Raw genomic sequence first — 13,129 nt, 5'->3', positions numbered from 1 at the left:
TTAGCAAGTTTTATCATTAAGGAAATGCAATATGAAGAAAAATAAATTTAAATTTTTTCTGCTGTCAAAAATTACTTTACTTTGTTTAAAAGTCTTTTTATCTTTATTATAAATAACATTTTTTAAAAAAATAGGAGCAACTTCGCTACTTTCAGGGGTAGTGATATTAGACATTTTAAAATACTGCTCTTCAAGTAAATTTTCAGGAACAGATTTAAAATCTTTATAATGTTCTATATCATCTAAATTTGGTGCATCAGGCCAGCTTAAAACTATTCCGGAATCCACTAATTGATTTCTAAATACTTCTGAAATAATATTTTCAGAGGCTTCTTCACCCAATTTATGATGATACAGCATTGAAATAATATAAAGAATAATATCTTCGGAAGAAAATCTAATTTCTTTATCTTCTCCAGGCTTTATGAATATAGACAGCTCTTCGTTATAGTGTTTAATTAATAGTTCCATAAGACTAATGCATATCTTTTTAAATCTAAATAAATTTGTATGTTTATAAAGAAGAGCTGCATTAAGGTATATAATACAAATGTCCTGTATTTTGTCATTATCATTTGATTTGGTATATTCTTCATATAATAAATCAAAAATATCTAATGAAAGAATTTTAGCATCATCTATATTCGAGTAAGAATAAAAAATATTTAAATTTAGACAAAGTAAAGCTTTATCATTAAAAGGTATTTCATACATCTCTTCTTTAAAATCAACAAACATTTTTAAAATATCTAATGAAAAATCTTTAAATGAATCCTTTGAATTTCCATCTAAATAATCAGAGCATTTGTAAAAGGCATTCATAAGTAAGCATTGTTCAGAAAACTTAAATTCTTTGGTAGAGTCTTTTAATTTTATTTTGCCGATTATAGGGTCTGTACAATCTTTCTTATCAATAAAGACTCCTTCTGCATTTCTTAAGAAAGATGCATAAAAATCTAATTGTTTTTTTGCAAGCTCAGTATAAATAATACTTAGGGAATATTTTGTTGAGTCTAGATTTTTAAAACCTCTATAATACTCAATAAGTTCTAATAAGCATAAAGTCATGTAGGAGTTACTAGATACATTTATATCTTTTTTATGTTTATCCTCTATCCAAGAATATAAATTATTTTGAATCTTTAATTTTGGATTTCCTTTCTTATAAATACATAAAAGTGGAGAATTTAGGTTTAATGTGTTAATATCAGAACTAGAAATATGTTTTAGATTTAAATCTTTAAGGTTTAAGGTAATTCCGCATTTTGAATGTAAAACTATGTTCTTTAAGGATTCCTTAGATAAATGAAACAATTGATTTTCTACCTGTTTTATATTCAATTTATTCATTCGTAAAAATGGTCCTATATATCTTAGCATTATTTACACCACCATAAATTAATCCTTATATAAATAATATGAGTATAAATTACAAATGATGATTAATTTTTAATTTCTAAAGAGGTGATTTTAATGAAAATTGGAAAGTTATCCTGGGATGATCTAAGTAAAATTATAGATAATAATAAAGGCAACCTAAGGGATGAAGTTAGGATTAGAAGTGGAATTGGAGAAGACTGTAGTGTAGTTAGTTTTGGAGAGTATGAATGTGTCTTATCTACCGATCCAATAACTGCTGCAGATAACAATATTGGAAGATTAGTAGTTCATATAAATGCCAATGATATTGCTTCCTGTGGAGCTGAGCCTATAGGAATACTTGTAACTGTACTTTCACCCCCATGCAGTCAATTAGAAGATATATATAACGTTATGAGAGAAATTAATGAAGAAGCTAAAAAACTAAATATGGAGATACTAGGTGGGCATACTGAAGTAACAGACTCAGTAAATAAAATAGTAGTATCTTGTACTGTTATAGGAAAGGCGAAAGCAGGAAAAGCTGTAGCAACTTCAGGAGCTAAGGCTAAAGATCATATTATTGTTACTAAAAAGCTTTGTTTAGAGGGTACTGCTATATTAATTAATGATTATTATGATTTAGTAAAAGGAGTATTAACTGATAAAGAAATTAAAGAAGCTAAAGCATACGTGGACAGCCTTAGTGTAGTAGCTGAAGGGAAAATTGCAGGAGAATTTGGGGTGAACTCTATGCACGATATTACTGAAGGGGGAGTCTTAGGTGCATTATGGGAAGTAGCAAAAGGAAGTAGTTTAGGATTTAAAATTTATAAAGATAGACTACCTATAAGTGAAATTACCGTAAAACTATGTGATTTATTCAATATTGACCCGCTAAAGTTTATATCCTCAGGAAGCATGATTATAACCTGCTCAGATGGATATGCCTTAGTAGATAAGCTAAAAAATAGTGGAATTGAAGCAACTGTTATAGGTGAAGTTATTCAGGGGGCAAAAATATTGGTTGATAATAATAATGAGTTTAATGTCCTTCCACCAGAAAGGGATGAACTCTTTAATATTTCTACTGAAAACATAATAAAAAACTTGCAAAATAGAAGATAAATACATGGAGGAATAAAAGTGAAGAAACTTATTGTAGCAAGTAATAATAAACATAAAATAAGTGAGATAAAGCAAATACTCAAGAATTTTCCTTTTCAAATTCTTTCATTACAGGAGGCAGGGATTAACATAGAGGTTGATGAAAATGGAAGTACCTTTGAAGAGAATGCTCATATAAAGGCTATAGAAATATTTAAAGCTTTAGGAAAGAGGCATGCAGTTCTTGCAGATGATTCAGGACTTATGGTAGATATATTAAACGGGGAACCAGGAGTATATTCCGCTAGATATTTCGGAGTTCATGGTAATGATAAGGAGAATAATGAGAAATTACTATCTAATCTTAAAGGGGTGGAATTTGAAAAAAGGAAAGCACACTTTGTTTGCGCAATAGAATTAATTTTAGATGAAAAGATTATTATTGATGTGCAAGGAGACGTAGAAGGGTATATAATTGAAGAAGAGAGGGGAATAGATGGCTTCGGTTATGATCCATTATTTTATGTTCCTAGGTTTAATAAAACCTTTGCAGAAATAACATCTGAAGAGAAAAACTCCATTAGCCATAGAGGTGAAGCCTTAAGAAAATTAGAAGAAAAGGTAAAAGACTATTTACAGGAGGTGAAATAGTGCTTTTGGGAGTAGTCAGCGATACTCATAGAGATGAGTGCACCATAAAAAAAGTAATTGAAGAGTTTAAAAATTTTGATATGGTTATACATCTAGGCGATAATGTAGAGGATGCAGAAGTTCTTAGGGAGAATTTAAAAGAGAAAGTTATATTTGTTAGAGGCAATTGTGATATTGGCTCTAAAAATCCATTAGAATTAATAGAAATTGTTGAAGGAAATAAAATATTTATCACCCATGGGCATAAATATAACGTTAAAAATACTCTATCAAACTTACTTTATAGAGCACAAGAATTAGACGCACAAATTGTTCTCTTTGGCCATACCCATGTTTCTGAGATAGAATTTGAACAGGGAATATGGATGATAAATCCAGGGAGTGCAGCATTACCAAGAGATATGCATTCAAGTGTAGCAATAATCGAGATTCAGCAGGAAAATATTAATGCAAGTATAAAATTAATATAAAAATGATAAAAAGGTATTGACGTATAAAAAAAATTAGTGTAGAATAATCAATGTCGCTAAGGCACAGAGTTGCTTTAGAGCAAACTTCCACATGAGTATCGGGGTATAGCGCAGATGGTAGCGCGCGTGGTTTGGGACCATGAGGCCGCGGGTTCGAGCCCTGCTACCCCGACCACAAAAACAGTGGGCGGGAGTGGCTCAGTGGTAGAGCGTCACCTTGCCAAGGTGAACGTCGCGAGTTCGAATCTCGTCTTCCGCTCCAATATAATATGCGGGTATGGTTCAATGGTAGAACGTCAGCCTTCCAAGCTGAACACAAGGGTTCGATTCCCTTTACCCGCTCCATTTAAAATTTATGCGTCTTTAGCTCAGCTGGATAGAGCAACGCCCTTCTAAGGCGTGGGCCAGGAGTTCGAATCTCTTAAGACGCACCATATGGTGAGCATAGTTCAGTTGGTAGAGCGCCAGATTGTGGTTCTGGTTGTCAAGGGTTCGAGTCCCTTTGTTCACCCCATTTTATTGGGATGTCGCCAAGCGGTAAGGCATAGCACTTTGACTGCTACATGCGTAGGTTCAAATCCTGCCATCCCAGCCATTATGTGATTCACTAGCTCAGTCGGTAGAGCACATGACTTTTAATCATGTTGTCCGGGGTTCGATTCCCCGGTGGATCACCATTTAAGCAGAGAACCCAAATCCATGATTTGGTGTGAATCGCTTACTCATCTGACTAAAAGGAAGAGGAGTTTCATAAGTTAACATGCAGGTGTGGCGGAATTGGCAGACGCACTAGACTTAGGATCTAGCGCCTTTGGCGTGGGGGTTCGACTCCCTTCACCTGCACCAAATTTTGCGGGAGTGGCTCAGTGGTAGAGCGTCACCTTGCCAAGGTGAACGTCGCGAGTTCGAATCTCGTCTTCCGCTCCAATATAATATGCGGGTATGGTTCAATGGTAGAACGTCAGCCTTCCAAGCTGAACACAAGGGTTCGATTCCCTTTACCCGCTCCAAATGCGCCATTAGCTCAGATGGTAGAGCAACTGACTCTTAATCAGTGGGCCCCGGGTTCGAGTCCCTGATGGCGCACCAATTTTCTTCTTTTTTAATAAATTATCGGGGTATAGCGCAGATGGTAGCGCGCGTGGTTTGGGACCATGAGGCCGCGGGTTCGAGCCCTGCTACCCCGACCACTATATGCGGGTATGGTTCAATGGTAGAACGTCAGCCTTCCAAGCTGAACACAAGGGTTCGATTCCCTTTACCCGCTCCACTTAAAATTTATGCGTCTTTAGCTCAGCTGGATAGAGCAACGCCCTTCTAAGGCGTGGGCCAGGAGTTCGAATCTCTTAAGACGCACCAATAACAAATAATATGCGCTATTAGCTCAGATGGTAGAGCAACTGACTCTTAATCAGTGGGTCCTGGGTTCGAGTCCCCGATGGCGCACCATATGGTGGGCATAGTTCAGTTGGTAGAGCGCCAGATTGTGGTTCTGGTTGTCAAGGGTTCGAGTCCCTTTGTCCACCCCACTTTTTTTATTTTTTGGGATGTCGCCAAGCGGTAAGGCATAGCACTTTGACTGCTACATGCGTAGGTTCAAATCCTGCCATCCCAGCCATTACGTGATTCACTAGCTCAGTCGGTAGAGCACATGACTTTTAATCATGTTGTCCGGGGTTCGATTCCCCGGTGGATCACCACTTTGTATTTTTTGTTGTTTTGCGCTCATAGCTCAGTTGGATAGAGTTACGGACTTCGAATCCGGAGGTCGCAGGTTCGACTCCTGTTGGGCGCACCATAACGTTAATAATAGAGGGTTTGCAGATATGTAAGTCCTCTTTTTTATTTTTTGCATGAAATTTTTATTAAAGAAAGATAAAATGTGGAACGATTTAATGGTTTTAATAATAATATTTGTATTGTAGTCAAATATTTTATTGGTTTAATTTTTAAAATATCTCCTAAAAATTTTAATGCAATGAATATAATATATTGATTAAAACAAAGAAAGGAGAAATATTTTATGTCAGAACAAACTGATTTTATAGATAAAATTAAAAATGGGGCTATAGCTAGTATGAAAAAGTATGGAATATTAGCTAGCATTACAATAGCTCAAGCTATACTGGAAAGCAGATGGGGACAAAGTCAGTTAAGTATTAAAGCATATAATTTATTTGGAATTAAAGCAAAATTCAATGAAGAGTATATTGATATGAGAACAACAGAGTATAATTCTCAAGGTGAAAAATATTATATTAATGCTAAGTTTAGAAAATACAATAGCTTTACAGAAAGTATAGAGGATCATGCTGAATTTTTAGTTAACAATACTAGATATAGAATTAATGGATTTTTTGATGGCAATAATTACAAAGAGCAAGCTCAAGCTCTGCAAGGAGCAGGTTATGCTACAGATCCAGGCTATGCTAAGTATTTGATTAGAATTATTGAACAATATAAGTTGGATAGGTATGATGTAGTAAGCTCAACTGAAAAGTATACTACTCCATACTGCCTAGAGTTTCATAAATGGTATAATAAGGTAACAGAAACGAAAGCCCCTTTGGATGAAGATAATGCTTATGGAATCAATACAGCAAATGCATTAAAAGCTATAACAAATTATATTAAACAAAGTAGGAAATACAAGTATTGCTTTGAGTTTCAGAAATTTTATAATCGTGTAACTCAAACTGCTTCTCCTTTGGCTGAAGATGGATTGTATGGACCAGCTACTGAAAAAGCCTTAAATATAATAGAAAGATTAATTAAAGGAGAATATTAATAATATATATAATTTTCTCGGGCATATGCCTGAGTTTTTTTGGTTATTTATACAAGTTTACTTACTGTACCATAAGTTGTATAATGAATGTAAATTAAAGCTTGGAGGTAGAAACATGGGATTATTGGATGGTTTGATGGGGAATGCATCGGATATAAACGTTAATGAAGTACAAGCTGAGTACGCAAATATACTTGCGCCTTCTGAGAAAGTGGAAAAGGCATATCGATTAATAAGAGATATGTTTATATTCACCAATAGTAGACTTATTTTAGTTGATAAACAAGGGTTAACAGGTAAAAAAATAGAATATCATACTCTTCCATATAAAAGCATTACACATTTTAGTATAGAGACAGCAGGACACTTTGATTTAGATGCAGAATTAAAAATATGGATTTCCGGAACACAACAGCCTATAGAAAAAAGATTTAATAAAACTTTAAATATATATGAATTGCAAAGCTTGCTTGCTTCTTATGTATTAAGATAATAGAAATAAAAATTAGCTGAAATGGCTAAACGTAAATAACTAGATCTGGAAAGAGTATACTTTATAATAAGTATGCTCTTTTGAATTTTGGAGAGAATATATAGTAAATATATTCAATAAGAATAAGGAGTGATACAAATGTCACATAAGAATAATAAAAATAGTAAAGATAATAAGAAGTCTGGGCAAAAGACAAAAAAAGAATTAATGAAAATGGAAGTGGAAATGTCGAAAGAATTAGGTGTTTCTAATGAAACAAAAAAGTTAGGCAAAAATAAAGAGAGTAAAAATCACTAGAAAATAATAATTATTTATTATATTTATTTTTGAGTTCACAAATTATATATATTATTGTATAATTAGAATGAATTAAAGTGAAAAATTAGATATTATGTAAAATGACTTAAAATTTATTTAAATTGCTACTTGTAAGAATATAATAAATGTTGTATATCTTAGATTAGTTAAATAGACTATTAAGTCTATTTTTTTGTGGAAAATTATTGAGAAAATAATTTAATTAAACAAAAAAGAATTACTGTATTTTTGCTTTTAAGCCTTAATAAAATTAATCTTGCTTTTTGTACAAGTTTCGTATAATATATAAAATATAGATTAATGTGTCGAATGATATTAAAAAAACAATAAATAATGTTCGTATCTCGTATATGTTTAGAGATTTGGTCTAAACGTTTCTACCGAACGGCCTTAAACTGTTTGACTACGGGTGTTTATCTTATACATAGTTATTATTAACCAGAAGAAATTATATTTAATAAATATTGTTTTAGAGGTGTAGTTATAAAAGCTACAGGTTAAAACTTTGGTTAAGTCACGGTATATAAACTCCCATGTATTTACTTGGGAGTTTTGTTTTTTGCACTAACACACAAATTAGGAGATGGATACTTAATGGAATTATTAAAAAATAAGATTTTAGAAGAAGGCAGAGTATTAGGTAAAGATGTGCTTAAAGTTGATAGTTTTTTGAATCATCAAATAGATGTAGAATTATTTAATGAAATTGGGAAAGAATTTAAAAAGAGATTTCAAAATAAAGAAGTAACTAAGATATTAACTATAGAAGCATCAGGTATTGGAATAGCCTGTATAACTGCACAATATTTTAATGTTCCTGTAGTTTTTGCTAAAAAGCATGAAGCAACTAATATGGATAAAGATAATTATGAAGCAGAAATTTTTTCCTTTACAAAAAACAAGTCTTATACAATAAAAGTATCTAAAAAGTACATATTACCTGAGGATAAAGTGTTAATTATAGATGACTTTTTAGCAAATGCAAATGCAGCATCTGCATTAATTAGTGTAGTAGAGCAGGCTAAAGCAGAAGTTGTAGGCGTTGGCATAGTAATTGAGAAAGGCTTCCAAAATGGAAGAAAAGTAATTGAAGATAAGAATATTAAATTAGAATCCTTAGCTATTTTAGAATCTATGGAAGATGGAAAAGTAATTTTTAAAAAATTAACATAAGTAAAAAATAGGAGGGAATATCAATGAAAAAAATAACTGCATTTCTATTAGTTTTAGTTTTATCTTTAGGTACACTTTTAACAGGCTGTGGATCTAAAGAGGCTAAAAACACTACTGACAACAAGGCGAATACAGGTGAGACTGGAAAGAAATTGACAAACAAGGACATTAAAGTAGGATTCTTATATGTTGGACCAGTTGGAGATGAAGGTTGGACTTTTTCTCATGATCAAGGAAGAATATTTATGGAAAAAGAATTAGGACTTCAACCATCATTAGTTAAAGAATCTGTTAAAGAGGATGACGCAGAAGTTCAAAGTGTTATTGATGACATGGTTGATAAAGGTGCAAATGTTATAATTGGAACAAGCTTTGGATTTATGAATGGTATGTTAAAGGCTGCAAAAGCTCATCCAAATGTTAAGTTCTTACACTGCTCTGGATATGAATTAAATGAAAATATGTCAAATTACTTTGGAAGAATATATCAAGCTAGATACTTATCAGGTATAGTTGCTGGAATGAAAACTAAGACAAATGTAATTGGATATGTAGCAGCTCATGAAATTCCAGAAGTTGTTAGAGGAATAAATGCATTTACATTAGGAGTACGTTCTGTAAATCCTAAGGCTGTAGTAAAAGTTAAATGGACTAATACTTGGTATGATCCAGCAAAAGAAAAAGAAGCTGGAAAAGCACTTATAGATGAAGGTGCAGACGTAATTACACAACACCAAGATACTGCAGGACCACAACAAGCAGCAGAAGAAAAGGGAGTTTTCTCTATAGGATATAATACAAATATGGAAAGCAAAGCACCAAAGGCATATATGACAGCACCAGTATGGAATTGGGGACCATTCTATGTAGAACAAATCAAAGCAATAATGGATGGAACATGGAAGAGTGAAAGCTATTGGAAGGGACTAGAAGTTGGAATCGTTGATTTAGCACCTCTTACTAAAAATGCACCAGCAGGAGCAGAAGAAAAAGTTAAACAAGTAAAACAAGATATTATTGATGGTAAGAATAAAGTATTTGTTGGACCTATTAAAGATAACAAGGGAGTAGAAAAAGTAGCAAAAGATCAAGTCATGTCAGATGCAGACATGTTAAAATTTGATTGGTTCGTAGAGGGAGTTCAAAATGCTGGAAAATAAAATTCCATTTATTCAAATGAAAAACATAACTAAATGTTTTGGAAAAGTTGTGGCAAATAATAATATAAACCTAGAAGTGCATGGCGGAGAGATCCATGCACTTTTGGGGGAAAATGGGGCTGGAAAGAGTACACTTATGAACATGCTATCAGGGGTCTATACACCTGATAGCGGTTCTATTTTTATTCATGGAGCTGAAAAAAAATTTACCTCTCCTAAGGATGCGATAAATTCTGGAATAGGTATGATTTATCAACACTTTAAGTTAGTAGAAACTATGACAGCAGTAGAAAACATAATGCTTGGGCAAAAAGGAAAACTATTTTTAGATAAAAAGAAAAATGTTAAAAAAATAAAAGAAATTATAGATAAATTTGGACTTGAGGTTAATTTAGATAAAAATGTATATGACATGTCTGTTGGAGAAAAACAGAATCTAGAAATACTAAAGGTTTTATATAGAGGAGCTAATATATTAATACTTGATGAACCAACAGCGGTATTTACACCTCAAGAAAGTGAAAAATTATTTAAGATAATGGACAAAATGAGAACCCAAGGCTGTGGTGTAATATTCATAACTCATAAGATGGATGAGGTTATGGCTATGGCAGATAGAATTACAGTCTTAAGAAAAGGAGAAACTATTAAAACTGTAAATAAGGTGGATTCTTCTCCAAAAGAGCTTACAGAACTTATGGTTGGTCGTTCGGTTGATTTATCAATTAGAAAGGTTGAAAGCAATAAAGGGGAAAAGATTCTTGAAATAGAAAAATTAAAAGTAATAAATGAAGAAAAACTTGAAGTAATAAAGGAGGTTAGTTTTACTATATCTTCAGGTGAAATACTAGGAGTAGCTGGAATAGCTGGTAGTGGTCAAAAAGAATTATGTGAAGCAATAGCTGGAATTCAAAAGGTTGAATCTGGAGAAATATATTTTCAAGGAGAAAACATAGTTGGAAAAACTGCCAGAGAAATTATAACCAAGGGTATAAGTATGAGTTTTATACCAGAAGATAGACTTGGAATGGGATTGGTAGGTTCTATGGATATGGTAGACAATCTTTTGCTCAAGGCTTATCAAAATCAGAAAGGACTTTTCGTAAATAGAAAACCGGTTGCAGAAAAAGCTGAAAAGATGGTTAAAAAACTTGAAATAAAGACTCCAAGTATTAATTATCCGATTAGATATTTATCTGGTGGCAATATTCAAAAAATTCTTCTTGGAAGAGAACTTAGTTTATATCCTAAACTTTTAATAATGGCCTACCCTGTTAGAGGATTAGATATAAACACTTGCTATACAATATATGATCTTATAAATGAAGAAAAAGAAAAAGGCAATTCAGTTATTTATATAGGCGAAGATTTAGATGTTTTAATTGAATTGTGCGATAGAATAATGGTCATGTACAATGGAAAAGTAACGGGAATAGTGGATACAAAAAATGTTACAAAAGAAGAAATAGGAATGCTTATGGTAGGAAATAAATTAGAGGGGGATGTAGCTGATGCTTAGGATAGTAAAAAAAAGCGAAATAAGTAGAAGAAATAGTATAATAATAAGAACAGTAGCTATCATCTGTGCTCTATTAGTGGTAGGCATTTTTATTTTTAGTCTTGGATTAAATCCACTTAAAGTCTATACTTCTATGATTGAAGGTGCTTTTGGATCTGTTTTGAAATTTAAGAAAACAATAATCAAAGCAATACCTTTATTAATTACCTCTCTAGGTATAGCAGTAGCTTTTAAAATGCAATTTTGGAATATAGGTGGAGAAGGCCAAATAATAATGGGAGCTTTTTCAGCTGCATTTGTAGCTTTAACCTTCCCTAATATGCCAAAGCCTGTCTTATTATTGCTTATGGCCATTGCATCTGTAATAGGAGGTGGACTTTGGGCCTTTGTACCGGCATTTTTTAAATCAAAATGGGGAACAAATGAAACTATTGTTACTCTAATGATGAACTACATAGCAATAAATTGGGTTACATATCTGCAATACGATTTATGGAAAGACCCTAAAGCAATGGGATTTCCTAAAATTCCAATGTTTTCTGATAATGCAATTCTTCCAAAAGTTTTAGGGGTTCACATTGGTTGGATAATTGCATTAATATTAGTTGTATTAGTGTATGTATTTATGAACTTTACTAAAAAAGGATATGAAATCAGTGTTCTTGGAGAAAGTGAAAAGACTGCTCAATATGCAGGTATAAATATTAAGAATACAATAATAAGTGCAATATTTATCAGTGGTGGATTATGTGGGCTTGCTGGAATGATTCAAGCATCAGCCATAGCGAATACTCTTTCGGTTGAAGTATCGGGAGGAGTGGGATTTACTGCTATTATTGTAACTTGGCTTGCATCTTTAAGTGCTCCTATAATTTTAGGTGTTTCTGTACTTTTTGCTGGTTTGCTTCAAGGAGGCTCATACATTCAAACTGTTTTTGGAATTCCGGAGGCAGCAGCACAGGTAGTACAAGGTGCTATATTATTCTTCGTTTTGGGAAGTGAATTTTTTATTAAATATAGAATTGCCTTTGGTGATGATAAAAACGAAACAAGTAAGAATATAAAGGAGGGTCAATAATGAATTCTATAACAATTTTTTTAGCTGCTGCAGTTGTTGCAGGGACACCTCTTTTATTTGCTACCCTAGGTGAAATACTTACGGAAAAGGTTGGTAATTTGAATCTTGGTGTGGAAGGTATGATGCTAATGGGGGCGGTTGTTGGATTTACAGTAGGTTTAAAAACAGCTAGTCCTTTTCTTGCTATAGTTTCAGCAGCTATTGCTGGCTCTTTTGGTGCTTTAATATATGCCTTCTTAACTATAACTCTAAGGGCTAATCAAGTAGTATCTGGACTTACTTTAAGTATTTTTGGTACTGGATTTTCAAGTTTACTTGGAAAGGGTTTAGGACTAATTGGACAGAGAACACCAGAGGCTGTAAAGGAATTTTTTCAAGTATATCCTATACCAGTATTAAATAAAATTCCGGTTTTAGGAAAAATATTTTTTACTCAAGATCCATTTATATATTTAGGATATATTTTAGCTGTAATTTTAGGAATTTATATTTATAATACTAATAAGGGATTAAATTTAAGAGCAGTTGGAGAAAATCCAGCTTGCGCTGATGCGGCAAGTATTAATGTAAGTTTATATAAATATATAAATGTACTTATAGGTGGTGCTCTTTGCGGTCTTGGAGGAGGATACTTATCATTAGTATATATACCTGCATGGCAGGAAAATGTTACTGCTGGTAGAGGATGGATTGCTGTTGCTTTAGTAATATTCGCTACATGGAATCCTTATAAAGCAATATTTGGTTCCTATCTCTTTGGAGGACTAGGAATTGTAGCCTTTAGATTTGAGGCATTAACAGCTCATGTTTCCCAATATTTAATAGATATGCTTCCTTACTTAGTTACAATTACTGTGCTAGTAATGGTTTCTATGAAAAAGAATAGGAAAAATGCTTCACCTGGTGGTCTTGGAAACCCATACTTTAGAGAAGAACGATAAGCAGAGAGCTCAAATCTTTGATTTGCGGTGAATCGCTTAAGTAGAGAGCACAAATTTTAAATTTGTTGCGAA

At 32.9% G+C, this 13,129-nt stretch carries 12 protein-coding genes, 19 tRNA genes and 1 riboswitch; of the genes, 30 read left to right on the top strand and 1 reads right to left on the bottom strand.

Features of this window, described 5'->3' with window-relative positions; all coding sequences use genetic code 11:
• Entirely contained in the window at nucleotides 1-1,380 is a 1,380-nt protein-coding gene (locus tag CLHOM_RS15565) for a hypothetical protein (RefSeq protein WP_052222604.1), read from the bottom strand.
• A gap of 93 nt (nucleotides 1,381-1,473) precedes the next feature.
• Between CLHOM_RS15565 and CLHOM_RS15560 the strand changes: the two genes are divergently transcribed.
• The 30 genes from CLHOM_RS15560 (at nucleotide 1,474) to CLHOM_RS15420 (ending at nucleotide 13,057) form a co-directional block, all read left to right on the top strand.
• A complete protein-coding gene (locus tag CLHOM_RS15560) occupies nucleotides 1,474-2,487 on the top strand; it encodes an AIR synthase family protein (RefSeq protein ID WP_052222603.1) in 1,014 nt (337 codons plus the stop codon).
• Between the two features lie 18 nt (nucleotides 2,488-2,505).
• A complete protein-coding gene (locus CLHOM_RS15555) occupies nucleotides 2,506-3,117 on the top strand; it encodes an XTP/dITP diphosphatase (protein ID WP_052222602.1) in 612 nt (203 codons plus the stop codon).
• Nucleotides 3,117-3,587, top strand: a complete 471-nt coding sequence (locus CLHOM_RS15550; RefSeq protein WP_052222601.1) for a metallophosphoesterase — start codon at nucleotides 3,117-3,119, stop codon at nucleotides 3,585-3,587. Before CLHOM_RS15555 ends, CLHOM_RS15550 begins: the two co-directional genes overlap by 1 nt.
• 99 nt (nucleotides 3,588-3,686) lie before the next feature.
• A tRNA-Pro gene (locus CLHOM_RS15545) sits at nucleotides 3,687-3,762 on the top strand.
• A 12-nt stretch (nucleotides 3,763-3,774) separates the two neighbouring features.
• Nucleotides 3,775-3,849, top strand: a tRNA-Gly gene (locus tag CLHOM_RS15540).
• Nucleotides 3,850-3,858: 9 nt separating this feature from the next.
• A tRNA-Gly gene (locus CLHOM_RS15535) sits at nucleotides 3,859-3,932 on the top strand.
• Nucleotides 3,933-3,944: 12 nt separating this feature from the next.
• Nucleotides 3,945-4,021: transfer RNA gene (locus tag CLHOM_RS15530), tRNA-Arg, on the top strand.
• A 4-nt stretch (nucleotides 4,022-4,025) separates the two neighbouring features.
• Nucleotides 4,026-4,101: transfer RNA gene (locus CLHOM_RS15525), tRNA-His, on the top strand.
• Between the two features lie 6 nt (nucleotides 4,102-4,107).
• Nucleotides 4,108-4,182, top strand: a tRNA-Gln gene (locus CLHOM_RS15520).
• Between the two features lie 6 nt (nucleotides 4,183-4,188).
• Nucleotides 4,189-4,264 (top strand) — tRNA-Lys (locus CLHOM_RS15515).
• 85 nt (nucleotides 4,265-4,349) lie between these two features.
• Nucleotides 4,350-4,433: transfer RNA gene (locus CLHOM_RS15510), tRNA-Leu, on the top strand.
• Between the two features lie 6 nt (nucleotides 4,434-4,439).
• Nucleotides 4,440-4,514 (top strand) — tRNA-Gly (locus CLHOM_RS15505).
• 9 nt (nucleotides 4,515-4,523) lie between these two features.
• Nucleotides 4,524-4,597 (top strand) — tRNA-Gly (locus CLHOM_RS15500).
• 3 nt (nucleotides 4,598-4,600) lie between these two features.
• Nucleotides 4,601-4,676, top strand: a tRNA-Lys gene (locus CLHOM_RS15495).
• A gap of 25 nt (nucleotides 4,677-4,701) precedes the next feature.
• Nucleotides 4,702-4,777, top strand: a tRNA-Pro gene (locus CLHOM_RS15490).
• A 6-nt stretch (nucleotides 4,778-4,783) separates the two neighbouring features.
• Nucleotides 4,784-4,857, top strand: a tRNA-Gly gene (locus CLHOM_RS15485).
• A gap of 12 nt (nucleotides 4,858-4,869) precedes the next feature.
• Nucleotides 4,870-4,946 (top strand) — tRNA-Arg (locus CLHOM_RS15480).
• A 14-nt stretch (nucleotides 4,947-4,960) separates the two neighbouring features.
• A tRNA-Lys gene (locus tag CLHOM_RS15475) sits at nucleotides 4,961-5,036 on the top strand.
• A gap of 4 nt (nucleotides 5,037-5,040) precedes the next feature.
• Nucleotides 5,041-5,116, top strand: a tRNA-His gene (locus CLHOM_RS15470).
• A 14-nt stretch (nucleotides 5,117-5,130) separates the two neighbouring features.
• Nucleotides 5,131-5,205 (top strand) — tRNA-Gln (locus CLHOM_RS15465).
• Between the two features lie 6 nt (nucleotides 5,206-5,211).
• Nucleotides 5,212-5,287: transfer RNA gene (locus CLHOM_RS15460), tRNA-Lys, on the top strand.
• A gap of 21 nt (nucleotides 5,288-5,308) precedes the next feature.
• Nucleotides 5,309-5,385 (top strand) — tRNA-Arg (locus CLHOM_RS15455).
• A 225-nt stretch (nucleotides 5,386-5,610) separates the two neighbouring features.
• Entirely contained in the window at nucleotides 5,611-6,375 is a 765-nt protein-coding gene (locus tag CLHOM_RS15450; protein WP_052222600.1) for a glycoside hydrolase family 73 protein, read from the top strand.
• 115 nt (nucleotides 6,376-6,490) lie between these two features.
• Nucleotides 6,491-6,868 carry a PH domain-containing protein gene (locus CLHOM_RS15445; protein ID WP_052222599.1) on the top strand — a complete coding sequence of 126 codons (378 nt, stop codon included), beginning with the start codon at nucleotides 6,491-6,493 and terminating at the stop codon, nucleotides 6,866-6,868.
• 138 nt (nucleotides 6,869-7,006) lie between these two features.
• Nucleotides 7,007-7,165: a small, acid-soluble spore protein, alpha/beta type gene (locus CLHOM_RS18065; RefSeq protein WP_074782672.1), complete on the top strand. Its 159-nt coding sequence runs from the start codon at nucleotides 7,007-7,009 to the stop codon at nucleotides 7,163-7,165.
• A gap of 345 nt (nucleotides 7,166-7,510) precedes the next feature.
• Nucleotides 7,511-7,612: riboswitch (purine riboswitch) on the top strand.
• Nucleotides 7,613-7,780: 168 nt separating this feature from the next.
• Entirely contained in the window at nucleotides 7,781-8,359 is a 579-nt protein-coding gene (locus tag CLHOM_RS15440; RefSeq protein ID WP_052222598.1) for a xanthine phosphoribosyltransferase, read from the top strand.
• A 23-nt stretch (nucleotides 8,360-8,382) separates the two neighbouring features.
• Complete coding sequence (locus tag CLHOM_RS15435) at nucleotides 8,383-9,519, top strand: BMP family ABC transporter substrate-binding protein (protein WP_052222597.1); 1,137 nt, start codon at nucleotides 8,383-8,385, stop codon at nucleotides 9,517-9,519.
• Nucleotides 9,506-11,038: an ABC transporter ATP-binding protein gene (locus CLHOM_RS15430; protein WP_052222596.1), complete on the top strand. Its 1,533-nt coding sequence runs from the start codon at nucleotides 9,506-9,508 to the stop codon at nucleotides 11,036-11,038. The genes CLHOM_RS15435 and CLHOM_RS15430 overlap by 14 nt, the downstream gene beginning before the upstream one ends.
• A complete protein-coding gene (locus CLHOM_RS15425; RefSeq protein WP_175478640.1) occupies nucleotides 11,031-12,116 on the top strand; it encodes an ABC transporter permease in 1,086 nt (361 codons plus the stop codon). The genes CLHOM_RS15430 and CLHOM_RS15425 overlap by 8 nt, the downstream gene beginning before the upstream one ends.
• The gene (locus CLHOM_RS15420) at nucleotides 12,116-13,057 is read left to right on the top strand and encodes an ABC transporter permease (RefSeq protein WP_052222594.1); all 942 of its coding nucleotides are present in this window, start codon (nucleotides 12,116-12,118) and stop codon (nucleotides 13,055-13,057) included. The genes CLHOM_RS15425 and CLHOM_RS15420 overlap by 1 nt, the downstream gene beginning before the upstream one ends.
• Nucleotides 13,058-13,129 lie beyond the last annotated feature (72 nt).

The sequence above is a fragment of the Clostridium homopropionicum DSM 5847 genome (assembly GCF_001263795.1).
Classification (GTDB): domain Bacteria; phylum Bacillota; class Clostridia; order Clostridiales; family Clostridiaceae; genus Clostridium_H; species Clostridium_H homopropionicum.
Note: the sequence above shows the minus strand (reverse complement) of the source record. Positions and strands in the feature narration are given on the sequence as shown.